The organism is Plantibacter auratus (assembly GCF_050587365.1).
Lineage (GTDB): Bacteria > Actinomycetota > Actinomycetes > Actinomycetales > Microbacteriaceae > Plantibacter > Plantibacter auratus.
Window position 1 is genome coordinate 125,791 of sequence record NZ_JBOBFV010000001.1, and the last position, 24,296, is coordinate 150,086.

The following is a 24,296-nucleotide window of genomic DNA, read 5'->3' on the forward strand; positions in this document are numbered from 1 at the left end:
TAGCCTAGTCATGCTTCGGTGGCTAGACTCGATCAACAACGTCGCGTCGTGTGACCTTGAGGGGAATCAGATGCCACTTTCAGAGCAGGAGCAACGGCTCCTCGATGAGATGGAACGCCACCTCTACCGCAGCGATGCCGATTTCGTCTCCAAGGTCAGCGCTGGCGCGGGCAAACCGAGTTACCGCGGAATCGCGCTCGGCTCCCTCATCGCGGTGGTCGGGGCGATCGGCCTCGTGCTCGGAGTCGTGATCCAGCAGCCCATCGTCGGTCTGCTCGGGTTCGCGATCATGCTCACGGGCGTGCTCGTGGCGACGAAGCCGACCCGGGCTCCACTCGAACAGCCGCGACCTCGTCAGGCTGCGCCGGCAGGACAGAAGTCCTCGCGTCTGATGGACCGCTTCAACGACCGCTGGGACAAGCGCCAGTCGGGCGACGAGCGGTAGCGAGGCCCGGTCTCCTGGTCGCTCCTCGGTCGGCCACCTGACTCCACTTCCCTCCCTCGCGGCGCCGCCGCACCATGACTCCAAACGGGGCCGATCTTCGGATCGGCCCCGTTTCGTCGTTTCGGGCCCTCCCTGATCGTCCCGAGTATGGCAAAACCCCTCCATTTCCCTCCACCCCGCAGAGTCCCGACTTTGCGGGGTTTTTTCATGAGCATATGGTTCAATATGGGGGAATGTGCTGCACTGGTGGTGCAAAGTGGAGTAAAGTGGAGCCCAACCAAGATGTTGGCCAGAACGATTGGGGGCGGGGGCGTATGTTCCTCGGTAGTCACGCCCCCAAACTCGACGAAAAAGGCCGCATCATCCTGCCGGCGAAGTTCCGCGATGAGCTCTCCGGCGGGGTCGTCATGACTCGAGGCCAGGAGCACTGCATCTACGTCTTCAGCACGCGGGAGTTCGAGGCGCTCCACGAGAAGATCCGCCAGGCTCCGGTCACCAGCAAGCAGGCCCGCGACTACCTGCGCGTGTTCCTCTCCGGAGCGAGCGCCGAGACCCCCGACAAGCAGCACCGCGTGACCATTCCGTCCAACCTCCGCCAGTACGCCGGGCTCAGCCGCGATCTCGTGGTCATCGGCGCCGGCAGCCGCGCGGAGATCTGGGACGCCGAGGCATGGGAGTCCTACCTCGCCGAACAGGAGAGCGTCTTCTCCGAGACCGCCGAGGAGGTGATCCCCGGACTCTTCTAGTGCCCTGCCCCCTGACTCCCAGCCGTCCCGCCCTGACACACTTCCCCGGTGCCAGGTCGGAGCCCGCCCTGACACACTTCCCCGGTGCCAGGTCGGAACGGATGGGGATCAGGGGTCAGGGACCGTCCGGATTACGCATATGGCCATCAACGACATCCACACCCCGGTCCTCCTCGAGCGATGCATCGAGTTGCTCGCCCCTGCCGTGTCCCACGAGGGCGCGGTCCTCATCGACGCCACGCTCGGCATGGCGGGCCACGCCGAAGCGATGCTCGAGCGGTTCCCGCAGTTGACCCTCGTCGGGCTCGACCGCGACCTCGATGCACTCGACATCGCTCAGGAGCGGCTCGAGCGCTTCGGGTCGCGAGCCCGGTTCGTCAAAGCCGTCTACGACGACATCGACGAGGCGGCCGAGGAGCTCGGGTTCCCACAGGTGGACGGGATCCTGTTCGACCTCGGTGTCTCCTCACTGCAACTCGATCGGACCGAACGCGGCTTCTCGTACTCGCAGGACGCGCCACTCGACATGCGGATGGACGCCTCGAGCGAGCTGACGGCGGAGACGATCCTCGCCACCTACGACGAGGTCGCACTTCGGAAGATCTTCTGGGAGTACGGCGACGAGAAGTTGGCGCAGCGCTACGCGCGCCGCATCGTCGAGGAACGCCAGCAGCGACCCCTGACGAGTTCCGGTCAGCTCGTCGAGCTCATCGATCGGGCCACGCCGGCGGCCGCACGTCGCACCGGCCACCCGGCCAAGCGGGTCTTCCAGGCGCTGCGCATCGAGGTCAACGCGGAGCTGTCGGTCCTCGAGGCCGCCGTGCCCCGCGCCCTCGACCTGCTGCGGGTCGGAGGCCGGATCGTGTTCCTGTCCTACCAGTCGCTGGAGGACCGGATCGTCAAGCGCGAGCTCCAGGCGCGGGCGAAGTCGACCACGCCGGCGGGCCTGCCCGTCGAACTCCCGGAGCACAGTGCGGAGCTGAAACTCCTCGTCAAGGGCGCCGAACTCGCCACCGAGGCGGAGATCGATGAGAACCCCAGAGCGAAACCCGTGCGACTCCGCGCGGCTGAACGGCTGAGGAGGCCAGCATGAGCGGAGCGACCGCAGCACTCGATCTCGCACCCGAACGGCTCGGACGCGCTCGGCCGCAGCCGACCCGGACCGCCCCCGAACGGCAGCACATCCGTGCGGTCACGACCGGGGCGCGCTCGAAGCTCCGACCACGGCCCATGTACGCGGTCATCGTCGTCGGTGCGGTCGTCGCCATCGTCGTGGGCCAGTTGCTCCTCAGCGTCGGGCTGAGCCAGGGCGCCTACCAGATCCAGCAGCTCGAGGGGAAGCAGGTCGAACTCGGCCGCACCTCGGCCGCGCTGGCCGAGGACCTCGACCGCCTCGCCTCGCCGCAGTACCTCGCCGTCAACGCGCAGGCACTCGGCATGGTGGGCAACTCGCTCCCGACCTACCTCCGGCTCTCCGACGGCGCTGTGCTGGGGACGCCCACGCCGGCGTCGGCGAGCACGAGTCCGATCTTCAACGCCGCCCTCGTGCCGAACGCACAGGCAGCGACGCTCCCGCTCGTCGGCGGACAGAACGCCGCCGCCGCAGACGGCGCGTCGAGCCAGGAAGCTGTCACCCCGCCCGTACCGTTGCAGGACGGGCTGCCGTCGCCGACCACACGATGACCGGACGGATGACGGTGGAGGACGACGCCCTGCTCGGAGGTGCGACGTCAGGAGAGGACGCGGTGCGGGCATCATGGTGAGACACACGAAGACCACGCGCCGACGCCTCGCGTTCACCATCGTCGCGGTCTCCATCGTGATGACGCTGTTCGTCCTGCGTCTGGTCGACATCCAGGTGGTCCGCGCGAGTGCTTTGAGCGCCGAATCCCTCGAGAAGACCGAGACGGGCGACACGATCCTCGCCACCCGCGGCAGCATCCTCGCCTCCGACGGTTCGGTGCTTGCCGAAGCGGTGATGCGCTACAGCATGGCGGCGTCTCCGAAGGACGCCGGACCGTTCGAACGCGACGTCGACGGCACCGAGCAGACGATCACCCTCGAGCAGGCGACGAACGAGATCGGCGCGATCATCGGGAAGCCCGGCCCGGAGGTCCTCGCGCTCATCACGGACGCCCTCGCCGCGGACAAGGACTCGCTCTACGCCCTCCTCGCGAAGAAGCTCACCCTCGACCAGCTCCGCGCGCTCAAGGCGTTGGAGATCCCGTGGACGACCTTCAAGGAAGAGCCGTACCGGGTGTACCCGAACGGTGCCGTGGCCGGTAACATCGTCGGCTTCGTCGGCGAGGAGGGCGAGGCACAGGCCGGCGTCGAACTCATGGAGAACTCCTGCCTCGCGGGGGAGGACGGTCGCACGACCTATGAGAAGGGCAGCGGCGGTCTCCCGCTCCCCGGCACCACGGTGACGAAGCCGGCGAAGGACGGCGGCGACGTGGTACTCACGCTCGACAAGGACATCCAGTGGTTCTCGCAGCAGTCGCTCGCCGCGCAGGCCGAAGCGGTCGGTGCGAGCTGGGGCGTCGTCACGGTGATGGAGGTCAAGACCGGCAAGCTCCTCGCGGTCGCCGAGTACCCGGCCGTCGACCCCGGCAACGTCAGCGCGACGCCTGCCGAGGACCGAGGCTCACGTGCCTTCGCGGCACCGTTCGAACCGGGATCGACGTACAAGTCCCTCACCGCCGCCGCACTGATCGACCAGGGTGTCGCGAACCCGAACTCCCAGGTGGTCGCTCCGTTCCGGTACAAGCCGTCGAACGGTGCCGACATCAACGACAGCGAGTTCCACGAGGACATGAACCTCACGCTGGCGGGTGTCATGGTCGAGTCGTCCAACACGGGGATCTCACAGTTCGGCGAGAAGATGAGTGCCGACACCCGTTACGCGTATTTCCAGAAGTTCGGTCAGCTCCAGAAGACCGAGGTCGGCTTCCCGAGCGAGTCCGGAGGCCTGATGTCCGACCCGGCGGACTGGGACAACCAGACGGACTACGCGACCATGTTCGGTCAGGGCTTCTCGACGACCGCCATCCAGGGTGCCAGTCTCTACCAGACGATCGCGAACGGTGGCGTCAGGATGCCGGTGCAGCTCGTCGAGGGGTGTCGCAACGCGGACGGCACGGTGACGGACGTCCCCGACGCGACCGGAACGCAGGTCGTCTCGCCCGATGCCGCGAAGCAGGTCAGCGACATGCTCGAGATGGTCGACCAGGAGAGCTGGGTCGCTGCGAACGTCGACGTTCCCGGCTACCGCGTCGCGATGAAGACCGGAACGGCCCAGCAGCCGGACGGCGATGGCGGATACAGCTCGAGTTACCTCGTCTCGATGGCCGGCTTCGCACCCGCCGAGGCCCCGCAGTTCGTCGTTTCGGTGAACCTGGCGGACCCGGTTAAGATGAACACATCGGCTGCGGTCGCTCCCATCTTCCGGGATGTGACCACCCAGGTGCTGAAGAGCAGGGGAGTGCAGCCGTCCACGGAGCCGGCACCGAACCTGCCGCTCAGATTTTGAACGACCTCATGAAGGATGGGCTCAGCGTGAACAATCAGGGCCCGATCAGCCTCAGACCGGAACATCCGCAACGGCGGGCGCTCTCGCAGCTGGTGACCGAATTCGACCTCGACCTGCACGGATCAGCCGACGGCGTGGAGATCAGCGGTGTCAGTCTGAGCTCCGGTGCCGTCGAGCCTGGTGACCTCTACATCGGCATGCCGGGTGTCCGTGCCCACGGTGCCGCGTACGCGGAGCAGGCGAAGGAACGTGGCGCTGTCGCGGTGCTCACGGACGACGCCGGACGAGACCTGGCCGCAGCGGCCGGTCTGCCGATCATCGTCGTGCCGGAGCCGCGTGCCGCCCTCGGCCACCTCGCCGCCTGGGTGTACCGCACCGCTGAGGAGCCACCGACGTTGTTCGGCGTGACCGGTACCAACGGCAAGACGAGCGTGGTCTACCTCCTGAGCGGCATGCTCGCGCAACTCGGGATCGTCTCCGGTCTGAGCTCGACCGCGGAGCGGCGCATCGGCGACCTCGCGGTGACGAGCTCCCTCACCACGCCGGAGGCCAGCGAGCTGCACGCGTTGCTCGCGCGCATGCGCGAGTCCGAGGTGCGCGCGGTCGCCATCGAGGTCTCCGCCCAGGCGCTGACCAGGCACCGCGTCGACGGCATCGTCTTCGACGTCGTCGGCTTCACCAACCTCAGTCACGACCACTTCGACGACTACGGCGACTTCGACGAGTACTTCGCGGCCAAGCGGGAGCTGTTCGAACCCGACCGGGCCCGACGAGGCGTGGTCACGATCGATTCCGACTGGGGCGGCCGGCTCGTCGAGCAGAGCCGGATCCCGGTGACGACCCTGACGACCCGCCCGGAGGTCGACGCCGACTGGCGCATGACGATCCTCGAGGAGACCGCCGGTTCCACGACGTTCCGCCTCGACGGCCCCGGCGACCAGGTGCTCGTGACGAGCGTGCCGCTGCTCGGCTGGTTCATGGCGGCGAACGCCGCGCTCGCGATCGTGATGCTCGTCGAGTCCGGTGTTGAGTTCGACATGATCGCTCAGGCCCTCGAGCGGGACGGTGGCATCGACGCCTACATCCCCGGGCGTGCCGAGCGGATCAGCGGCGACCGCGGCCCGGTCGTGTACATCGACTACGGGCACAGCCCAGACGCGTTCCTCAACACCCTCGCGGCCATCCGGGCCGTCACGCCGGGCCGGGTCATCATGGTGTTCGGCGCCGACGGAGACCGCGACACGACGAAGCGTCGCGACATGGGCGCGATCGCGGCCCGGGGTGCCGACGTCGTGGTGGTCACCGACTTCCATCCACGGAGCGAGGACCCGGCGTCGATCCGACGCGTGCTCCTCGAAGCCGCCCGCGAAGCCGCACCGGACGGCGAGTTGCACGAGGTCGCCGACCCGGCGACCGCGTTCCGCACCGCCCTCGCGCTGGCCGGTCAGGGCGACACCATCCTCTACGCCGGACCTGGGCACGAGGACTACCACGAGGTGGCCGGTGTGAAGCTCCCGTACTCGGCGCGCGACGACTCGCGCGACGCGCTGCGTGAGGCAGGGTGGCTCTGATGATCGACCTGACCCTCACCGAGATCGCTGCGGCGACCGACGGCCGACTGATCCCCGGTTCGGCTGACCCCGGCCTCGTCGTGTCCGGCGTCGCCGACACCGACTCCCGACTCATCACGCCCGGCGACATCTTCGTCGCGAAGCCCGGCGAGGAGACCGACGGACATCTGTTCGCCGATGCGGCGGTCGCGAACGGCGCCGCCCTGCTCCTCGTCGAACGAGAACTGGCCGTCGCCGTGCCGCAGATCGTCGTCGAGAACTCCGTGACCGCGCTCGGTGCCCTCGCCACCGAGGTCATCACGAGGGTGCGCGCGCTCGGACGACTCCGGATCGTCGGTATCACCGGCTCCAACGGCAAGACCACGACCAAGAACCTCCTCGCCGCGGTCCTCGAGCGCGTCGGGGAGACGGTCAGCCCCAAGGCCTCCTTCAACAACGAGGTCGGAGCGCCGATCACCATGCTGCGCGTGACGAACGACACGCGGTTCCTCGTCGCGGAGATGGGTGCCAGCGGCATCGGCGAGATCGCCCGACTCATCCGCATGGCGAAGCCCGACATCGGCGTGGTCCTGAAGGTCGGACTCGCCCACGCGGGGGAGTTCGGCGGGATCGAAGCGACCGTCACGGCGAAGACCGAGATGGTGTCCGAGCTGCTCCCGGAGGATGTCGCCGTCCTCAACCTCGACGATCCACGGGTGGCCGGTATGGCCGATGCCACCCGGGCACGCTTGCTCTGGTTCGGCCTCGACGACCGCGCCGCCGTTCGAGCGACCGACATCGTCGCGACGGCGTCCGGGACCGCGTTCACGCTGCACCTGCCCGACGGTTCCTCCGCGCCCGTCCGGTTCAAGGTGCTCGGCGAGCACCACGTCATGAACGCCCTCGCCGCGGCCGCAGCCGCCCACGAACTCGGTGTGGAGATCGACCTCATCGTCGACGCCCTCGAGAGCGTGAGCCGGGCGGAGCGCTGGCGGATGGAGCCCCTCGGCGGACGCGACGACGTGTCCATCATCAACGACGCCTACAACGCGAGCCCCGACTCGATGTCGGCCGCCATCCGGACCCTCGCCCAGATCGGTGCTGAACGCGGCCGGACCATCGCGGTACTCGGTGCCATGAGCGAACTCGGCGACTGGGCGGGCGAGGAACACGACCGCATCGGACTCCAGGTCGTCCGGCTCGGCATCGGCCGCCTCGTCGTGGTCGGCCCCGAGGCCCGCCGCATGCACATCACCGCGATCAACGAAGGGTCGTGGGACGGCGAGTCGGTGTACTTCGCGACCGCGGACGAGGCGTTCGCGTACTTGAGCGCGGAGATCGCCCCGGGCGACACCGTGCTCGTGAAATCGTCGAACGCGGCCGGGCTCCGGTTGCTGGGCGATCGACTGGGGGAGTTGTACGCATGAGAGTCCTGTTGGCCGCGGGAGCGATCTCGCTGGCGTTCTCCCTCTTCCTGACCCCGCTCTTCATCAGAGCGTTCCGCAAACTCGCCTGGGGTCAGTTCATCCGCGACGACGGACCGCAGAGCCACCACACCAAGCGCGGAACCGCGACGATGGGCGGCGTCATCATCATCGTCGGTACCCTCGTCGGCTTCTTCGCGAGCTATCTGATCTTCCAAGAGCAGGTCGGCGTCTCGGCGCTCCTGGTCCTGTTGATGATGGTCGGACTCGGCATCGTCGGGTTCATCGACGACTTCCTGAAGGTCCGCAAGAAGCAGAGCCTCGGACTCGGTGGATGGGCGAAGGTCTCCGGGCAGCTCATCGTCGCGACGGTGTTCGCCGTCCTGGCGATCAACTTCCCGAACACCGAGGGGTTCACCCCGGCATCGACGAACATCTCGATCATCCGCGACATCCCGATCAACTTCATGGCGATCGGCATCCCGGTGATCGGCATCCTGCTGTACATCCTCTGGACCTCGGTGATCGTGGCGGCGACGTCGAACGGCGTGAACGTCACCGACGGGCTCGACGGGCTCGCCACCGGTGCCTCGATCCTCGCGATCGGCTCGTACATCATCATCGGGTTCTGGCAGTTCAACCAGTCGTGCTTCAGCTCCTCGCTCGCCTCCGACGTGGCCTACAAGTGCTACGACGTCCGGGATCCGCTCGACCTCGCCGTGGTCGCGGCGGCGATCGTGGGCGCGCTCATCGGGTTCCTCTGGTGGAACACCTCGCCGGCACAGATCTTCATGGGCGACAGCGGTTCGTTGGCGCTCGGTGGAGCACTCGCGGCGCTGGCGATCCTCAGCAAGACCGAGCTCCTCCTGGTGCTCGTCGGTGGGCTGTTCGTGATCGAGGCCGGCTCCGTGATCGTGCAACGCGCCTACTTCAAGGTGACCCACGGCAAGCGCATCTTCCTCATGAGCCCCATCCATCACCACTTCGAACTCAAGGGTTGGGCCGAGGTCACCGTCGTCGTCCGCTTCTGGATCATCGGTGGTCTGCTCGTCGCCGCGGGTGTGGGTTCCTTCTACCTCGAGTGGCTGAGCCGTTGAGCGCCGAGCGCCTCGACGGACTCCGGAGCTGGCACGCCGACTGGCGCGGACTCCGGGTCGCCGTCCTGGGGCTCGGCATGACCGGGTTCTCCGTCGCTGACACGCTCACCGAGCTCGGCTCGGAGGTACTCGTCCTGGCCGGCGAGGCCGCGGACGAACGTGCCGAACTCGTCGGCGTCATCGGTGCGCGTCTCATCCAGCGGGACCTGTCGACCGTGCCGTCCGAGCTCGTGGAGTTCGCTCCGGAACTCGTCGTCGTGTCACCCGGCTTCCACCCCGACCACCCCGTCGTCGCGTGGGCGCAGGCGGCCGGGGTCGCCGTGTGGGGCGACATCGAGCTCGCCTGGCGGGTCCGCGACAAGGTCGGCACCCCGGCTGAGTGGATCTGCGTCACCGGCACGAACGGCAAGACCACGACCGTTCAACTGACGGCGTCGATGCTCGTCGAGGCGGGCTTCCGGGCGGCGCCCTGCGGCAACATCGGCGTCCCGGTCCTGGACGCCGTCCGTGATCCGCAGGGCTTCGACTTCTTCGTCGTCGAGCTCTCGAGTTACCAGTTGCACACCCTCGGCCTGCAGGGCGGTCGGAGCATCGTCTCGCCGCTCGCCAGCGTCTGCCTGAACCTCGCCGACGACCACCTCGACTGGCACGGCTCCGCCGCGGCGTACCGGGCGGCGAAGGCCGTGGTGTACGAGAACACGAAAATCGCGTGCGTCTACAACCGCGCTGACGCGGCGACGATGTCGATGGTCGAGGAGGCCGAGGTCGTCGACGGCGCCCGAGCCGTCGGGTTCGGCCTCGACGTCCCCGGACCGAGCGACTTCGGTGTCGTGGACGGCATCCTGGTCGACCGCGCGTTCCTCGACGACCGTCGGACGAGCGCCCTCGAGATCACGACGGTCGAAGCGCTCGCCCAGCGCGGGCTCGCCGCCCCGCACATCGTCGCCAACATCCTGGCGGCAGCGGCACTCGCCCGGGCCGCCGGCATCACGGTCGAGGCCGTGCGCGACACCCTGCTGTCGTTCGGCCTGGACGCGCACCGGATCCAGCTCATCGCGCGGAGGCTCGAGGTGGACTGGATCGACGACTCGAAGGCCACCAATCCGCACGCCGCCGACGCCTCGCTCGCCGCCTACCGCTCGGTGGTGTGGATCGTCGGAGGCCTGTTGAAGGGCGTCTCGATCGATCATCTGGTGGAGCGGCACGCCGACCACCTGCGCGCGGCCGTCGTGATCGGCGCCGACCGCTCGGAGGTCCTCGCGGCATTCGCGCGACACGCGCCGACCCTGACCGTCATCGAGGTCGACGCAGCGGAGACTGAACACGTCATGCCGGAGGCCGTTCGCCGGGCCGCCGAGGTCGCGCAGGCAGGGGACACCGTGCTCCTCGCTCCTGCAGCCGCCTCGATGGACCAGTTCACGGACTACGGACACCGTGGTCGCCTGTTCCAGGCCGCCGTCGAAGCAGAGCTGGGAGGTGAGGCGGATGATCGATCCGCCTCGCGCTGACCCGCGCCGCGTGCGGTCGTCGTCGTCCCGGATGACGACGGTCGCCTCAGGCAGTGGGACACCCGACGCACCGACGTCGCCGAGAGGCATGTCGAGTGCGCGGATCTCGCTGGGCAAGGTGCTGCGTCCGGAGTCGAAGAACTACTTCCTCCTGCTGGGTGTCACCCTGTTCCTCGTCGGGCTCGGGCTCGTCATGGTGCTGTCCTCATCCTCCGTCGAGTCTTACGAGGCCGGCGACGGGTACTTCGGGCTGTTCTGGCGCCAGGCGACGTTCGCGATGATCGGTGTTCCGCTCATGCTCATCGTGAGCCGCTTCCCGGCACGGTTCTGGAAGAAGTGGGCGTGGGTGTTCCTCCTGGTCGCCATGGGCCTGCAACTGCTCGTCTTCACACCGCTCGGCTACGAGATCGGTGGCAACCGCAACTGGATCGAGATCGGCGGCTTCACCGCGCAGCCATCGGAAGCGGTCAAGCTCGCACTGGTCGTGTGGCTCGGGCTCGTGTTGACGATCAAGCAACCGCGTCTCCTCGAGTGGAAGCACGCCCTGATCCCGGTCATCCCCTTCGCCGGTCTCTCCATCGGCCTCGTCCTGCTCGGTGGCGACCTCGGTACCGTCGTGATCATGGCCCTCATCGTGTTCTCGGCGCTGTACTTCGCCGGAGTGCGACTGCGCTACATCGCGATCCCCGTGGTCGCGGGGGCCGTGCTGTTCCTCATCATGGCCGTCACGAGTGCCAACCGCATGCAGCGCATCATGGCGTTCTTCGGCGACGGCAAGGGCGACTACGAGAACGCCGACTGGCAGTCGACCCACGGCACGTGGGCGCTGGCGAACGGCGGCCTCTGGGGCGTCGGCCTCGGCAACTCGCGCGCGAAGTACGGGTGGTTACCGGCGATCTCGAACGACTTCATCTTCGCGGCGATCGGCGAGGAGCTGGGCCTCATCGGCGCCGTCCTCGTCCTCGGGCTGTTCGTCTTCCTCGCGGTCATGTTCATCCGGGTGATCCGCACCAGCGACGACTCCTTCGTGAGGATCACCACCGGCGCCGTCATGGCCTGGATCATCGGCCAGGCGCTCGTGAACATCGGCGTCGTCCTCGGAGTCCTGCCGGTGCTCGGTGTGCCGTTACCGCTGCTGTCCTCGGGCGGCACGGCGCTGCTCACCACCCTCGTCGCGATCGGGATCGTCCTGTCCTTCGCCCGGGAGCGGGGGCGCCCCGCGTCCCAGCAGTCCCGTCGGACACCCGCTCGACGTCCCCAATCCTCCGGAGCCACCCGATGACCACCTACCTCCTCGCTGGCGGCGGCACCGCCGGCCATGTCAATCCGCTGTTGGCGGTGGCCGACGGACTCCGCGCCAGAGACCCCGAAGCGACGATCCTCGTCGTCGGTACGGCGGAGGGCCTCGAGGCGCGACTCGTCCCGGAACGCGGCTACGAATTGCTCACGATCCCCAAACTGCCCTTCCCCCGCCGGCCGAACGTCGATGCGCTCCGCTTCCCCGGTCGCCTCCGTCGGACGGTCGCAGCCGTGGTCGCGATGATCCGGGAGCATCGGGTGGACGTCGTGATCGGTTTCGGCGGCTACGCGGCCGCACCGGCGTACACTGCTGCCAGGCGCGCCGGTGTCCCGCTGGTCATCCACGAGGCGAACGCTCGTCCGGGCCTCGCGAACCGGCTCGGCGCGAGGTACACGCCCTACGTCGGTGTCGCCTTCCACCACACGCCCATCCGCAACGCACGCTTCGTCGGCATGCCGCTGCGTCGCGAGATCGAGGAGTTGGACCGCGAGGCGCTCCGGCCGGCGGCCCTCGCCGAGTTCGGCCTCGCGTCGGACCGACCACTGCTGCTCGTCACCGGCGGTTCGCTCGGCGCGAGACGGATCAACGCGACGATGAGCCAGAGCGCCGAAGACATCGTCGCGGCAGGCTGGCAGGTGCTCCACATCACGGGTGCGAAGAGCGAGATCTCGGATCCCGGTGTCGCCCACTACCACCTCCTCGAGTACTGCTCCCGGATGGAGCTCGCCATCGCCGCAGCCGACTTCGCGGTGTCGCGTGCTGGCAGCGCCACCGTCAGTGAGCTGTGCGCGGTCGGGCTCCCCGCCGTCTACGTGCCCTACCCGGTCGGCAACGGTGAGCAGCGCTTCAACGCCGCCGACGTCGTGCGTGCCGGGGGAGCGGTTATGGTAGATGACGCGCAGTTCGTGCCGGCCTGGGTGCGTGAGCACCTCGTCCCGTTGCTGAGCGATCGGCACCGGGTCGACGACCTGGCCGCCCAATCCAAGAGCGTCGGTGTCTCCGACGGCACGGCTCGCGTCATCGCCCTCATCGATGAGGCGCTCCAACCATCGGTGCAGCGCGTGCGCGGCCGGTGATCCAGTCTTCCCAGAAAGCGTGACACCGTGATCAAGCCAGACCCCACCGTCGAGATCCCCGCCGACCTCGGCGTCGTGCACTTCGTCGGAATCGGCGGCAGCGGGATGAGCGGCATCGCACGGTTGTTCGTGAGCGCCGGATCGCGCGTGACCGGCTCGGACGTGCGCGAGTCGAAGAACATCGACGCCCTGCGCGAGCTCGGCGTCCCCGTCGCCATCGGCCACGATGCACAGAACGTCGGTGACGCGGACACCCTCGTCGTGACCGGAGCGCTGTGGGCGGACAATCCCGAGTACCTGCTGGCGAAGGAACGGGGTCTGACGATCCTGCACCGGTCGCAGGCTCTCGCGTGGCTGACCTCCGGGACACGGCTCGTCTCCGTCGCGGGGGCCCACGGGAAGACGACGTCGACCGGCATGATCATCACGGCGCTCCTGGAGCTCGGTGCCGATCCCAGCTTCGTCAACGGTGGCGTGATCGAGTCCCTCGGGCTGAGCTCGGCCCGCGGCGCCGGAGAACTGTTCGTCGTCGAGGCGGACGAGTCCGACGGTTCGTTCCTGCTCTACGACACGGCCGTCGCGCTCATCACGAACATCGACCCCGACCACTTGGACCACTACGGCTCGCTCGAAGCGTTCGAGCAGGCGTTCGTGACCTTCGCTCAGCAGGCTCGCGAACTCGTCGTCATCTCCTCGGACGACGCCGGCGCGGTCCGGATCACCCCGGCACTTCGCGATGCCGCCGACGGCAAGCGGGTGCTGACCTTCGGAGAGGCCCCCGACGCGGACGTCCGACTGCACGACGTCGGCTCCACCGGTCCGGTCTCGTTCCAGCTCAGCTATGAGGGCACCAGCTACGCGGCGACCCTCCGCGTGCCCGGGCGCCACAACGCCATCAACGCCGCCGGCGCCTTCGCCGTCCTCGTCGGTGTCGGGTTCGACCCGGCGGACGCGCTCCGAGGCATCAGCGCCTTCGGCGGGACGCAGCGTCGATTCGAGCTGCACGGGGTCGTCGACGGTGTCAGTGTCTACGACGACTACGCGCACCACCCCACCGAGGTCGCCGCCGCTCTCGCCGCCGCGCGCACGGTGGTCGGCGACGGACGCATCATCGCGGTCCACCAGCCGCACCTGTACAGCCGGACCCGCCTCTTCGCCCAGGAGTTCGCCGACGCCCTCGAACGGTACGCCGATCACACGGTCGTCCTCGAGGTCTACGGCGCGCGCGAGGACCCCGAGCCCGGTGTGACCGGTGCGACCGTGTCGACCCGGTTCTCCGACGCGGACCGTGTCGCGTACATCGACGACTGGCAGCGCGCCGCGGACTACACGGCGACGGTCGCGCGACCCGGCGACTTCGTCATCACGCTCGGATGCGGCGACGTCTACCGGATCGTGCCGCAGCTCCTCGAGGCCATCGCCGGTCGCGAGTCCGTCTGATGGGCGTCCGGTGAAGCGCCCGGACGGCTTCGACCCCGCGGCCGGTCCGCGTCCCGAGCGTCAGACGCGACCGTCGGCGTCCGCGCCGGTCGACCGTGCCGGCGTGCGCGCCGAGCCCGTCGCCGAGCAGGAGACGGACGTCATCGAGCTCGACGCCGCCCGGGTCCGGCCGAAGCGGCCGGGTGCCGGCGCACCGTCCCAGTCGTCGGGGCTGAAGCCGGCGTCGGCGGGCACCTCGCCGAAGGTGGCACCATCGTCGAAGCGCGGCGCGAAGCCGACGACGACGACCTCCCCCTCGGCGACGGCGACCCTGGAGCGTCCCGACGAGCCGGAGGACGAGGCCTTCCTCACCCCGCGTGAGGCCGCGAAACTGCGACGTCGCCACGAGCGCCAGGAGATCCGTCGGTTCACGGCCCGCAAGCGGGGTCGCCACCGTACCTGGGTGGTCGCGGCAGCGATCCTCGGGGTCCTGATCGTCGTCTCGCTCGCCGGAGCCTATTCGCCCCTGCTGGCCGTCCGGACCATCGAGGTCGTCGGCGCGAGCCGGGTCAACCAGGCCGAGATCACCGAGGCGCTCGGCGACCAGCTGGGTCGCCCGCTCGCGCTGGTCGACGCTGGCGCCGTGAAGGCGGTACTCGTCGGGTACCCGCTCATCGCGAGCTACTCCCTCGAAGCACAGCCCCCGAGCACGCTCGTCGTGCGGATCGTCGAACGCGAGCCGGTGGGCGTGCTGCAATCAGGGTCGGTGTACACCCTCGTCGACGCCGCCGGGGTCACGATCGAGCGCAGCGACCAGCCGATCACCGGGTATCCCACGCTCATGGTCACCGGCGGCCCGACCTCCAAGGGCTTCGTCGCAGCGGCCGCGGTGATCCGGGCGCTGCCGACGGATCTGCGCGCCCGCGTGGCGTCGGTCTCGGCGTCGACCGCGGACGACGTCACCCTCACACTCGTGGACTCGCCCGCCGAGGTCGTGTGGGGGAGTGCGGAGGACTCAGCCGAGAAGGCTCTGATCCTCGCCAAGACGATGGCGGCCACCGACCCGTCCCAGGTGAACCAGTACGACGTGTCATCGCCCTCCGCCGCGATCGTCCGCTGAGGAAGCGCACCGGGATATTCCCGTCGATGTGCCGACACGCCCGGAAGCGTCCCGGCACGGTCGGGGCTGGGCCCTAACGTCGTGCTCAGGACAGAAAATGCATACGCAGCATAACTTTAAACCTTAACTAGAGGTTGAGAGTTCTCACGGAGGCCTGAAGTGACTACAAACCAGAACTACCTCGCCGTCATCAAGGTCGTCGGTATCGGCGGCGGCGGCGTGAACGCGGTCAACCGCATGATCGAGCTCGGCCTCCGAGGCGTGGAATTCATCGCCATCAACACGGACGCGCAGGCGCTGCTGATGAGCGATGCCGACGTCAAGCTCGACGTCGGCCGCGAGATCACCCGTGGCCTCGGCGCCGGCGCCGACCCCGAGGTCGGACGCCGTGCGGCGGAGGATCACGCCGAGGAGATCGAAGAGGCCATCGCCGGCGCCGACATGGTGTTCGTCACCGCCGGTGAGGGTGGCGGTACCGGAACCGGTGGCGCACCCGTCGTGGCACGGATCGCGAAGTCGATCGGTGCGCTGACCATCGGTGTCGTCACGAAGCCCTTCGGCTTCGAGGGTCGTCGCCGTCAGGCCCAGGCCGAGCTCGGCGTCGCCCGCCTGAAGGAGGAGGTCGACACGCTCATCGTCGTGCCGAACGACCGCCTGCTGGAGATCAGCGACCGCGGCATCAGCATGCTCGAGGCCTTCGCGACCGCCGACCAGGTGCTCCTCGCCGGCGTCCAGGGCATCACCGACCTCATCACCACCCCCGGCCTCATCAACCTCGACTTCGCCGACGTCAAGTCGGTCATGCAGGGAGCCGGCTCCGCCCTGATGGGTATCGGCTCCTCGCGTGGCGCGGATCGTGCCATCAAGGCGGCCGAACTCGCCGTCGCCTCCCCGCTCCTCGAAGCGAGCATCGAGGGCGCCCACGGTGTCCTGCTGTCCATCCAGGGTGGCTCGAACCTCGGCATCTTCGAGATCAACGACGCCGCCAAGCTCGTCCAGGAGGCCGTGCACCCCGAGGCGAACATCATCTTCGGTGCGGTCGTCGACGACACCCTCGGCGACGAGGTGCGCGTGACGGTCATCGCCGCCGGATTCGACGGTGGTGAGCCCCTCACCAGGACGGCGGCCTCGCCGGCCGACGCGGTCATCTCGGGTGGCGTCATGAGCACCTCGGACGAGGCACCCAGTGCTCCCATCAGCACCTCGGCCAACACGGCCTCCGAGTCGTCCGAGCACCGCTCGGCGCCTGCTGCGGCGCCGGTCGCCTCCGGCGGCGACTGGGGCTCCAGGCAGAACGCGTCCTCGCCCTTCTCCGGTGCGACGCACCGCCAGCCTGAAGCGGTCGTCGAGACCGCCGTCGTCGACCCCTCGTTCGACGACGAGGGCGAGCTGGACATCCCCGACTTCCTGAAGTAGTGGGCGGCGACACGATCACCCCGGCCGGGTCGGGCTCTTCGGAGCCCGATTCGGCGTTGGTCGATCGCCTCGCCGCGATCCGCGGCCGCGTCGCAGACGCCGCCCGTGCGGCGGGTCGCACCCACGAGCCGACGCTCATCGTCGTGACGAAGTTCCACCCGGTCGCACTCGTGCAGCAGCTCGCGGCCGCGGGGGTCACCGACGTGGGGGAGAACCGACACCCGGAGGCCCGCGACAAGGCCGAGGCGGCCGCCGGACTCGGGTTGCGGTGGCACTTCATCGGCCAGTTGCAGACGAACAAGGCCAAGCAGGTGCGCCGATACGTCGACGCCGTGCACTCGGTGGACCGGCCCGAACTCCTGCGCGCGCTGTCATCACCAGACCGCCTCATCGAGGTGTTCCTCCAGGTGAACCTGACCGACGACCCGGGTCGAGGCGGTGTGGTCGGCGACGAGGCGCTGGAAGCGCTCGCCACGGAGACGCTCGAAGCCGAAGGCGTCCTCCTGCGAGGCGTGATGGCCGTCGCGCCGCTCGACGAGCCACCGGCCGTCGCGTTCGCGCGGGTCGTCGCGACGTCCGCGCGGGTGCGATCCCTCGCTCCGCAGGCCGACGGCCTGTCGATCGGGATGAGCCACGACTACGTCGAGGCGATCGAAGCGGGCGCGACACACCTACGCATCGGCACGGCAATCACCGGGAATCGTCCGGTGTGACGTTAATCTCGAAGGTGCAAGGACCGCAGATCACGGAGGAAACGATGTCGAACCCACTGAAGAAGACCATGGTGTACCTCGGGCTCGCCGACGATGATCTCGAGTACGAGCAGCAGCACGCTGCCCAGGCCGAGCCCACGCAGCAGTCCGAGCCTCGCCGGGCAGAACGTCCCGAGCGCGCAGAGCGTGTCGAGCGCGTCGAGAAGGCCGCTCCCGTGACCCCGCTGCGCAAGCCGGTCCCGGTCCGCCAGCCGGTCGCCCCGAGCTCCGACCTCAACGAGATCCTCACGGTGCACCCCAAGCAGTACCGCGACGCTCAGATCATCGCCGAGAGCTTCCGCGACGGTGTCCCGGTCATCATCAACCTCTCCCAGATGAGCGACGGCGACGCCCGACGCCTCATCGACTTCGCCAGTGGCCTCTCGCAGGGCCTCTACGGGAAGATCGAGCGAGTGACGAGCAAGGTCTTCCTGCTCTCGCCCGAGCACGTCGCCGTTTCCGGCGACAACGGGCAGGGCGCACCGGAAGCGACCGAGGCGACCTTCTTCGCTCAGTCATAATCGAGGGGTGGCTTCTCTCATCTCCGTGATCGGCACGATCCTCTATCTCGCGCTGCTCCTGTACTTCTTCGTCCTCTGGGCGCGGTTCATCCTCGACCTGGCTCGGGTACTCCGCCCGCAGTGGCGACCGTCGGGCGTCGGCCTGGTTCTCGCCGAGCTCAGTTTCACGGTCACCGACCCGCCGATCCGGTTCTTCCGCCGTGTCCTGCCGCGCGTCGCGGTCGGTCCCGTCGCGCTCGACTTCGGTTGGACGCTCACGATGCTGTGTTGCATCATCGCGATGACGCTCGTCCAGCTCCTGTAGCCGCCGACGCCGGTGCCCGCGCAGGGTTCACCCCGATTGTGAGGCTACGATAGAACGCCCGTCACCTGACGGGAAGCTCCGACGCTGACAACATGTCTCACCCACTGGGTCAGACTTTGCTAGCGTGGGGGCGTTGTACACAGATTTTCGATTCGACAGTGAAGGTGGTTCGCTATGGCGCTCACTCCCGAAGACGTGGTCCAGAAGCGGTTTCAGCAGACCAAGTTCCGCGAAGGCTACGACCAGGACGAGGTGGACGACTTCCTCGACGAGGTCGTCGTCGAACTGCGTCGCCTCATCCAGGAGAAGGACGAGGTCCAGCAGAAGCTGACCGCGGCCGAGGCCAAGGTCGCCGAGCTGCAGAAGGGCGGCTCCTCCGCTCCCGCCGCGCTCGCCAAGGCTGAGCCCGCTCCCGCACCGGCTCCGGTCGTCGCACCCGCAGCGGCTCCTGCCGCCGAGTCGACCGACAACACGGCTGAGAGCTCCAACAACCTCCTGCAGCTGGCCCGCCGCCTGCACGACGAGCACGTCGCAGAGGGCGCTCAGCGTCGCGACGCACTCATCGCCGAAGGTCACGCGACCGCGGCACGTGTCGTCGCCGAGGCCGAGGCCAAGCAGCGTGCGCAGATGCAGATCCTCGAGCAGGAGCGCTCCGTGCTGGAGCACAAGATCGACGAGCTGCGCAACTTCGAGCGTGAGTACCGCTCGCAGCTCCGCGGCTACATCGAGGGTCAGCTGAAGGACCTCGACGCCTCGTCGTCGAGCTCCGCACCCGATGCGAAGTCCGGCGTCACCGCCGACAGCGCAGCGGTCTAGCGCAGACACCCGGTTGTCTCCCGCATCACCGTCGAAGGCCAGCGCCAGGACTCTTGCAGTCCTGGCGCTGGTTGCCGTCGTGGCCTATTCGGCCGATCAGTTCACGAAGTTCCTCGTCACCACCAACCTGACGGTCGGTGAGTCCGTCCCCGTCTTCGGACAGGCACTGGTCCTGTACTTCGTCAAGAATTCGGGTGCCGCCTTCTCGCTGGGGGCCGGCTACACCTGGATCTTCTCGATCCTCGCCGCGGTGGTCGTCGTCGTCATCGTCTGGTTCGCGCGCCGCATCCGTTCGCGCGCCTGGGCGATCGTCTTCGGCCTGCTCCTCGGAGGCGTGCTCGGCAACCTGACCGACCGCCTCTTCCGCGAACCGTCCTTCGGACTCGGCCACGTGGTCGACTTCATCTCGACCCCTTGGATGCTCCCCGCGATCTACAACGTGGCCGACATCTGCATCGTGGTCAGCATGGCGCTGTTCATCCTCCTGACGCTCTTCGGTGTCAACCTCGACGGCACGCGCACGACGCGAGCGAGTGAACGGGCCGCCCAGGAAGCGGAGGACCGCGAGGCTGAAGCCGACGCGGCCGTCCTCGATCCTGCGGAGCCTGGCGACGCGAGCCCGGACGCAGGTCGTCCGTGAACGAGTCCCGCAGCCTGTACGTCCCCGACGGACTCGACGGCGAGCGCGTCGACGCCGGACTCGCCAAGCTCCTGGGCTTCTCGCGCAGCTACGCAGCCGAGGTGGCCTTGGCCGGCGGCGTCACCATGAACGGGAAGTCGGTCGACAAGTCCGATCGCCTGCTCGGCGGCGCTTGGCTCGAGATCGAATGGACGCCTCGACGGGAGGCCGTGATCGTCCCGATCGCCGTCCCCGACCTCGGCATCGTCCACGACGACGACGAGATCGTCGTCGTCGACAAGCCTGCGGGCGTCGCGGCGCATCCCTCGGTCGGTTGGGAGGGACCGACGGTGCTCGGCGCCCTCGCGGCGGCGGGCTTCCGCATCTCGACCTCGGGAGCCGCCGAGCGCGCGGGCATCGTCCATCGGCTGGACGCCGGGACGAGCGGCCTCATGGTCGTCGCGAAGACCGAACGGGCCTACACCTGGCTCAAGCGGGCCTTCCACGACCGCGAGGTCGAGAAGATCTACCGTGCGGTGGTGCAGGGGCATCCCGATCCTCTCGCCGGCACCATCGACGGCCCGATCGGACGCCACCCCCGGCACGACTGGCGGTTCGCCGTGACCGCCGACGGCAAGCCGTCGATCACGCACTACGAGACGCTCGAGGCGTTCCCCTACGCCTCGCTGCTCGAGGTGCACTTGGAGACCGGCCGCACGCATCAGATCCGCGTGCACATGGCGGCCCAGCGGCACCCGTGCGTCGGCGACACGATGTACGGGGCCGACGCGGCACTGTCAGCGCGGTTGGGACTCACCCGGCAGTGGCTCCACGCCACGAAGCTCGGGTTCGCCCACCCGGCCACGGGGGAGTTCGTGCGGTTCGAGGCGGCCTACCCGGCCGACCTCCAGCACGCGCTGTCCGTGCTCGAGCTCGACTGAGCCGACGCCCGCCCATCCCGTCGGTGTCCGCGACGGCATCGCTGGAGCCGACCGTCGGCGGTGACGGTTAGGCTGGATCACAGACCACCTCGGCGTCCGCGCCGAACCCCACAGCACGATCCCCGGAGGCGCCGTCCGTGCCCACGTCCACCGATTCGTTCGTCCATCTGCACGTCCACAGCGAGTACTCGATGCTCGACGGAGCAGCCCGCGTGAAGCCGCTCATCCAGGCTGCGGTCGAGCAGGGGATGCCAGCCGTCGCCGTGACCGACCACGGCAACATGTTCGGCGCCTTCGACTTCTGGCGCACGGCGACCGATGCCGGTATCAAGCCGATCATCGGCACCGAGGCGTACATCACCCCGGGGACCGCGCGCGGCGACCGGACGCGGATCAAGTGGGGCGACGGTGGGGGAGACGACGTCTCCGGCGCCGGCGCATACACCCACATGACCTTGCTCTCGGAGACCACCGAGGGGATGCACAACCTCTTCCGGCTCTCGTCGAAGGCGTCGATCGAGGGGTACTACTTCAAGCCGCGTATGGACCGCGAGATCCTGAGCCAGTACAGCGCCGGCCTCATCGCGACGACCGGCTGCCCGAGCGGCGAGGTGCAGACGCGACTCCGTCTCGGCCAGTACGACGAAGCGGTCAAGGCCGCGGCGGACTTCCGCGACATCTTCGGCGCGGAGAACTACTTCTGCGAGATCATGGACCACGGGCTCGGGATCGAGCGCCGGATCATGGCCGACCTCATCAGGCTGTCCAAAGACCTCGGTCTCCCGCTCCTCGCGACGAACGACCTCCACTACACGCACGCCGCGGACGCCAAAGCCCACGCCGCCCTCCTCTGCGTGCAGTCCGGCTCCACCCTCAACGACCCGAACCGGTTCAAGTTCGACGCCGACGAGTTCTACCTGAAGTCCGCGGACGAGATGCGCCGACTGTTCCGTGAGTATCCCGAGGCGTGCGACAACACCCTCGCGATCGCCGAGCGGTGCGACGTCGCCTTCGACACCTCGGCCAACTACATGCCGCGGTTCCCCGTGCCGGAGGGCGAGAACGAGGAGAGCTGGTTCATCAAGGAGGTCGAGACCGGGCTGAACCTGCGCTACCCGAACGGGATCCCCGCCGACGTCCGGGAACGGGCGAACTACGAGACGCGCGTCATCGTGCAGATGGGTTTCCCCGGGTACTTCCTCGTCGTCGCCGACTTCATCCAGTGGTCGAAGCGCAACGGCATCCGCGTCGGTCCCGGTCGTGGTTCCGGTGCGGGCTCCATGGCCGCGTACGCGATGCAGATCACCGACCTCGACCCGCTCCGCCACGGGCTCATCTTCGAGCGGTTCCTCAACCCCGACCGCGTGTCGATGCCCGACTTCGACGTCGACTTCGACGACCGCCGCCGCGGCGAGGTCATCAAGTACGTCACCGAGAAGTACGGCGACGAGCGCGTCGCGCAGATCGTCACGTACGGCACCATCAAGGCCAAGCAGGCGCTCAAGGACTCGTCGCGCGTCCTCGGCTTCCCGTTCGGCATGGGCGACAAGTTGACGAAGGCCATGCCGCCGGCGGTCATGGGCAAGGACATCCCGCTCGAGGGCATCCTCGACACCAAGCACCCGCGGTACAAGGAGGCGGTCGACCTCCGTGGCATCCTCGACACCGACCCGGAGGCGCGGACCGTCTTCGAGACCGCGCTCGGCATCGAGAACCTGAAGCGCCAGTGGGGCGTGCACGCGGCCGGCGTGATCATGTCGAGCGACCCGCTCATCGACATCATCCCGATCATGAAGCGCGAGCAGGACGGCCAGATCGTCACGCAGTTCGACTACCCGGCGTGCGAGTCCCTCGGATTGATCAAGATGGACTTCCTCGGGTTGCGCAACCTGACGATCATCAACGACGCCCTCGACAACATCAAGAGCAACCGCGACATCGAACTCGTCCTCGAAGACCTCGAACTCGACGACCGCGGTGCGTACGAACTCCTGTCCCGAGGCGACACCCTCGGGGTGTTCCAGCTCGACGGCGGACCGATGCGTGCGCTGCTGCGCCTCATGAAGCCCGACAACTTCGAGGACATCTCGGCGCTGATCGCCCTGTACCGGCCAGGGCCGATGGGCGCGAACTCGCACACGAACTACGCGCTGCGGAAGAACGGCCTGCAGGAGATCACCCCGATCCACCCGCAGCTCGAGGAACCGCTCTCCGAGATCCTGTCGACGAGCTACGGCCTCATCATCTACCAGGAGCAGGTGATGGCGATCGCGCAGAAGGTCGCCGGCTTCTCCCTCGGGCAGGCCGACATCCTCCGTCGCGCGATGGGCAAGAAGAAGAAGTCCGAACTGGACAAGCAGTTCGAGGGCTTCTCCGGCGGCATGGTCGCGAACGGTTTCTCGATGGAGGCCGTCAACAAGCTGTGGGAGATCCTCCTCCCGTTCTCGGACTACGCGTTCAACAAAGCGCACTCCGCCGCCTACGGGGTCATCTCCTACTGGACGGCGTACCTCAAGGCGCACTACCCGGCCGAGTACATGGCCGGTCTGCTGACGAGTGTCGGCGACTCCAAGGACAAGATGGCGCTCTACCTCAACGAGTGCCGCCGCATGGGGATCCAGGTCCTGCCGCCCGACGTCAACGAGTCCATCGGGTTCTTCGCCGCAGTCGGGGAGGACATCCGGTTCGGTCTGGGTGCCGTCCGCAACGTCGGTTCGAACGTCGTGGAACTCATCCGGCAGGCACGCGAGCGCGAGGGCAGGTTCACCTCCTTCCACGACTTCCTCCGCAAGGTGCCGCTGCCGGTGGCGAACAAGCGGACCATCGAGTCGCTCATCAAGGCCGGCGCGTTCGACTCCATGGGCGACAGCAGACGTGCGCTCTACGAGATCCACGAGGACGCCGTCGACTCGGTCGTGAAGGACAAGCGTGCCGAGGCGTCAGGGAGCATCGGCTTCGACTTCGACAGCCTGTTCGCCGAGGTCGGCGAGGTGCCGCTCGCGAGCGTCCCCGCGCGTCCTGACTGGAGCAAGCGCGACAAACTCAACTTCGAACGGGAGATGCTGGGGCTGTACGTCTCGGACCACCCGCTGGCCGGACTCGAGATCGAGTTGGCGAAGCACGCCACGACGACCATCACCGACCTCATGACCTCCGAGGGCATGGACGGCGAGACCGTCGTGATCTCGGGGCTCGTCACGAGTGTCCAGCACCGGATCGCCAAGGCCTCCGGCAACCAGTACGGCATGATCCAGGTCGAGGACTTCGGCGGCGAGATGACCGCCATGTTCATGGGCAAGGCGTACCAGGAGTTCGCATCCGAACTCGTCGGCGACTCGATCGTGGTGGTCCGCGGACGGGTCAGTGTCCGAGACGACGGGATGAACCTCCACGCGTACAGCATCTTCTCGCCCGAACTGCCCGAGGCCGGTGCCGACCGCATGCTCCAGCTGTCGATGGCGGACGCCCGGGCGACGACCGAGACGGTGACCACGCTCAGCGATGTGCTGACGCGGCACGCTGGGTCGACCGAGGTCCGATTGAAGCTCATCCGAGGCGAGATCGCGCGGGTGTTCGAGCTGCCCCATCGCGTCAGTCTCTCGTCCGGACTCTTCGGCGAGCTGAAGTCCCTGCTCGGCCCGAACTGTCTCGGCTGACCCCGCTCGGGCGCGGGCGGCAGCCGGGACGGACCGCTGCGGACGATAGGCTGTGAC

Annotated in this window: 21 protein-coding genes; all 21 read left to right on the forward strand. The window is 68.1% G+C overall.

The features are described 5' to 3' along the window. Nucleotides 1-70 precede the first annotated feature (70 nt). The 21 genes from ACQ3HE_RS00605 (at nucleotide 71) to dnaE (ending at nucleotide 24,239) form a co-directional block, all read left to right on the forward strand. A complete protein-coding gene (locus ACQ3HE_RS00605) occupies nucleotides 71-445 on the forward strand; it encodes a DUF3040 domain-containing protein (protein ID WP_064297004.1) in 375 nt (124 codons plus the stop codon). A 314-nt stretch (nucleotides 446-759) separates the two neighbouring features. Beyond that, nucleotides 760-1,191 (forward strand): division/cell wall cluster transcriptional repressor MraZ, encoded by a 432-nt coding sequence (mraZ, locus tag ACQ3HE_RS00610; protein WP_064297003.1) that lies wholly within the window; start codon nucleotides 760-762, stop codon nucleotides 1,189-1,191. Nucleotides 1,192-1,330: 139 nt separating this feature from the next. Beyond that, a complete protein-coding gene (gene rsmH / locus ACQ3HE_RS00615; RefSeq protein WP_430890878.1) occupies nucleotides 1,331-2,284 on the forward strand; it encodes a 16S rRNA (cytosine(1402)-N(4))-methyltransferase RsmH in 954 nt (317 codons plus the stop codon). Next, nucleotides 2,281-2,874, forward strand: a complete 594-nt coding sequence (ftsL, locus tag ACQ3HE_RS00620) for a cell division protein FtsL (protein WP_064297001.1) — start codon at nucleotides 2,281-2,283, stop codon at nucleotides 2,872-2,874. The genes rsmH and ftsL overlap by 4 nt, the downstream gene beginning before the upstream one ends. A gap of 73 nt (nucleotides 2,875-2,947) precedes the next feature. Next, on the forward strand, nucleotides 2,948-4,720 hold the full coding sequence (locus tag ACQ3HE_RS00625) for a peptidoglycan D,D-transpeptidase FtsI family protein (protein WP_079706019.1): 1,773 nt from the start codon (nucleotides 2,948-2,950) through the stop codon (nucleotides 4,718-4,720). Between the two features lie 26 nt (nucleotides 4,721-4,746). Continuing rightward, nucleotides 4,747-6,291, forward strand: a complete 1,545-nt coding sequence (locus ACQ3HE_RS00630; protein ID WP_430890880.1) for a Mur ligase family protein — start codon at nucleotides 4,747-4,749, stop codon at nucleotides 6,289-6,291. Beyond that, the gene (locus tag ACQ3HE_RS00635) at nucleotides 6,291-7,697 is read left to right on the forward strand and encodes a UDP-N-acetylmuramoyl-tripeptide--D-alanyl-D-alanine ligase (protein ID WP_430890882.1); all 1,407 of its coding nucleotides are present in this window, start codon (nucleotides 6,291-6,293) and stop codon (nucleotides 7,695-7,697) included. The genes ACQ3HE_RS00630 and ACQ3HE_RS00635 overlap by 1 nt, the downstream gene beginning before the upstream one ends. Continuing rightward, nucleotides 7,694-8,791, forward strand: a complete 1,098-nt coding sequence (gene mraY, locus ACQ3HE_RS00640; RefSeq protein WP_079706018.1) for a phospho-N-acetylmuramoyl-pentapeptide-transferase — start codon at nucleotides 7,694-7,696, stop codon at nucleotides 8,789-8,791. Before ACQ3HE_RS00635 ends, mraY begins: the two co-directional genes overlap by 4 nt. Beyond that, nucleotides 8,788-10,299 (forward strand): UDP-N-acetylmuramoyl-L-alanine--D-glutamate ligase, encoded by a 1,512-nt coding sequence (gene murD / locus ACQ3HE_RS00645; RefSeq protein WP_124769402.1) that lies wholly within the window; start codon nucleotides 8,788-8,790, stop codon nucleotides 10,297-10,299. Before mraY ends, murD begins: the two co-directional genes overlap by 4 nt. Beyond that, nucleotides 10,277-11,581 (forward strand): putative lipid II flippase FtsW, encoded by a 1,305-nt coding sequence (gene ftsW, locus ACQ3HE_RS00650; protein WP_124769401.1) that lies wholly within the window; start codon nucleotides 10,277-10,279, stop codon nucleotides 11,579-11,581. The genes murD and ftsW overlap by 23 nt, the downstream gene beginning before the upstream one ends. Then, entirely contained in the window at nucleotides 11,578-12,675 is a 1,098-nt protein-coding gene (locus ACQ3HE_RS00655; protein ID WP_430890884.1) for a UDP-N-acetylglucosamine--N-acetylmuramyl-(pentapeptide) pyrophosphoryl-undecaprenol N-acetylglucosamine transferase, read from the forward strand. The genes ftsW and ACQ3HE_RS00655 overlap by 4 nt, the downstream gene beginning before the upstream one ends. Nucleotides 12,676-12,702: 27 nt before the next feature. Then, the gene (murC, locus tag ACQ3HE_RS00660; RefSeq protein WP_430890886.1) at nucleotides 12,703-14,115 is read left to right on the forward strand and encodes a UDP-N-acetylmuramate--L-alanine ligase; all 1,413 of its coding nucleotides are present in this window, start codon (nucleotides 12,703-12,705) and stop codon (nucleotides 14,113-14,115) included. A gap of 10 nt (nucleotides 14,116-14,125) precedes the next feature. Beyond that, nucleotides 14,126-15,214, forward strand: a complete 1,089-nt coding sequence (locus ACQ3HE_RS00665; RefSeq protein ID WP_430890887.1) for a cell division protein FtsQ/DivIB — start codon at nucleotides 14,126-14,128, stop codon at nucleotides 15,212-15,214. 159 nt (nucleotides 15,215-15,373) lie between these two features. Further along, the gene (ftsZ, locus tag ACQ3HE_RS00670; protein WP_079706013.1) at nucleotides 15,374-16,630 is read left to right on the forward strand and encodes a cell division protein FtsZ; all 1,257 of its coding nucleotides are present in this window, start codon (nucleotides 15,374-15,376) and stop codon (nucleotides 16,628-16,630) included. 56 nt (nucleotides 16,631-16,686) lie between these two features. Continuing rightward, nucleotides 16,687-17,343, forward strand: a complete 657-nt coding sequence (locus ACQ3HE_RS00675; protein ID WP_430890889.1) for a YggS family pyridoxal phosphate-dependent enzyme — start codon at nucleotides 16,687-16,689, stop codon at nucleotides 17,341-17,343. A gap of 44 nt (nucleotides 17,344-17,387) precedes the next feature. After that, on the forward strand, nucleotides 17,388-17,903 hold the full coding sequence (locus ACQ3HE_RS00680; RefSeq protein ID WP_079706012.1) for a cell division protein SepF: 516 nt from the start codon (nucleotides 17,388-17,390) through the stop codon (nucleotides 17,901-17,903). 7 nt (nucleotides 17,904-17,910) lie between these two features. Then, complete coding sequence (locus ACQ3HE_RS00685; RefSeq protein WP_064296991.1) at nucleotides 17,911-18,207, forward strand: YggT family protein; 297 nt, start codon at nucleotides 17,911-17,913, stop codon at nucleotides 18,205-18,207. 174 nt (nucleotides 18,208-18,381) lie between these two features. Beyond that, a complete protein-coding gene (locus ACQ3HE_RS00690; protein WP_079706011.1) occupies nucleotides 18,382-19,023 on the forward strand; it encodes a DivIVA domain-containing protein in 642 nt (213 codons plus the stop codon). After that, the gene (lspA, locus tag ACQ3HE_RS00695; RefSeq protein WP_079706010.1) at nucleotides 18,983-19,663 is read left to right on the forward strand and encodes a signal peptidase II; all 681 of its coding nucleotides are present in this window, start codon (nucleotides 18,983-18,985) and stop codon (nucleotides 19,661-19,663) included. Before ACQ3HE_RS00690 ends, lspA begins: the two co-directional genes overlap by 41 nt. Continuing rightward, the gene (locus ACQ3HE_RS00700; protein ID WP_159878867.1) at nucleotides 19,660-20,583 is read left to right on the forward strand and encodes an RluA family pseudouridine synthase; all 924 of its coding nucleotides are present in this window, start codon (nucleotides 19,660-19,662) and stop codon (nucleotides 20,581-20,583) included. Before lspA ends, ACQ3HE_RS00700 begins: the two co-directional genes overlap by 4 nt. A gap of 191 nt (nucleotides 20,584-20,774) precedes the next feature. Continuing rightward, the gene (gene dnaE, locus ACQ3HE_RS00705; RefSeq protein WP_194718966.1) at nucleotides 20,775-24,239 is read left to right on the forward strand and encodes a DNA polymerase III subunit alpha; all 3,465 of its coding nucleotides are present in this window, start codon (nucleotides 20,775-20,777) and stop codon (nucleotides 24,237-24,239) included. Nucleotides 24,240-24,296 lie beyond the last annotated feature (57 nt).

Bases quoted from the DNA above. Each gene is read 5' to 3' on its own strand.
- ftsW (WP_124769401.1), top strand. From the start codon at position 10,277: ATGATCGATCCGCCTCGCGCTGACCCGCGCCGCGTGCGGTCGTCGTCG.
- lspA (WP_079706010.1), top strand. From the start codon at position 18,983: ATGCGAAGTCCGGCGTCACCGCCGACAGCGCAGCGGTCTAGCGCAGAC.
- ACQ3HE_RS00605 (WP_064297004.1), top strand. From the start codon at position 71: ATGCCACTTTCAGAGCAGGAGCAACGGCTCCTCGATGAGATGGAACGC.
- mraZ (WP_064297003.1), top strand. From the start codon at position 760: ATGTTCCTCGGTAGTCACGCCCCCAAACTCGACGAAAAAGGCCGCATC.
- ACQ3HE_RS00680 (WP_079706012.1), top strand. From the start codon at position 17,388: ATGTCGAACCCACTGAAGAAGACCATGGTGTACCTCGGGCTCGCCGAC.
- ftsL (WP_064297001.1), top strand. From the start codon at position 2,281: ATGAGCGGAGCGACCGCAGCACTCGATCTCGCACCCGAACGGCTCGGA.
- ACQ3HE_RS00625 (WP_079706019.1), top strand. From the start codon at position 2,948: ATGGTGAGACACACGAAGACCACGCGCCGACGCCTCGCGTTCACCATC.
- rsmH (WP_430890878.1), top strand. From the start codon at position 1,331: ATGGCCATCAACGACATCCACACCCCGGTCCTCCTCGAGCGATGCATC.
- ACQ3HE_RS00635 (WP_430890882.1), top strand. From the start codon at position 6,291: ATGATCGACCTGACCCTCACCGAGATCGCTGCGGCGACCGACGGCCGA.
- ACQ3HE_RS00690 (WP_079706011.1), top strand. From the start codon at position 18,382: ATGGCGCTCACTCCCGAAGACGTGGTCCAGAAGCGGTTTCAGCAGACC.
- dnaE (WP_194718966.1), top strand. From the start codon at position 20,775: ATGCTCGACGGAGCAGCCCGCGTGAAGCCGCTCATCCAGGCTGCGGTC.
- ACQ3HE_RS00655 (WP_430890884.1), top strand. From the start codon at position 11,578: ATGACCACCTACCTCCTCGCTGGCGGCGGCACCGCCGGCCATGTCAAT.
- mraY (WP_079706018.1), top strand. From the start codon at position 7,694: ATGAGAGTCCTGTTGGCCGCGGGAGCGATCTCGCTGGCGTTCTCCCTC.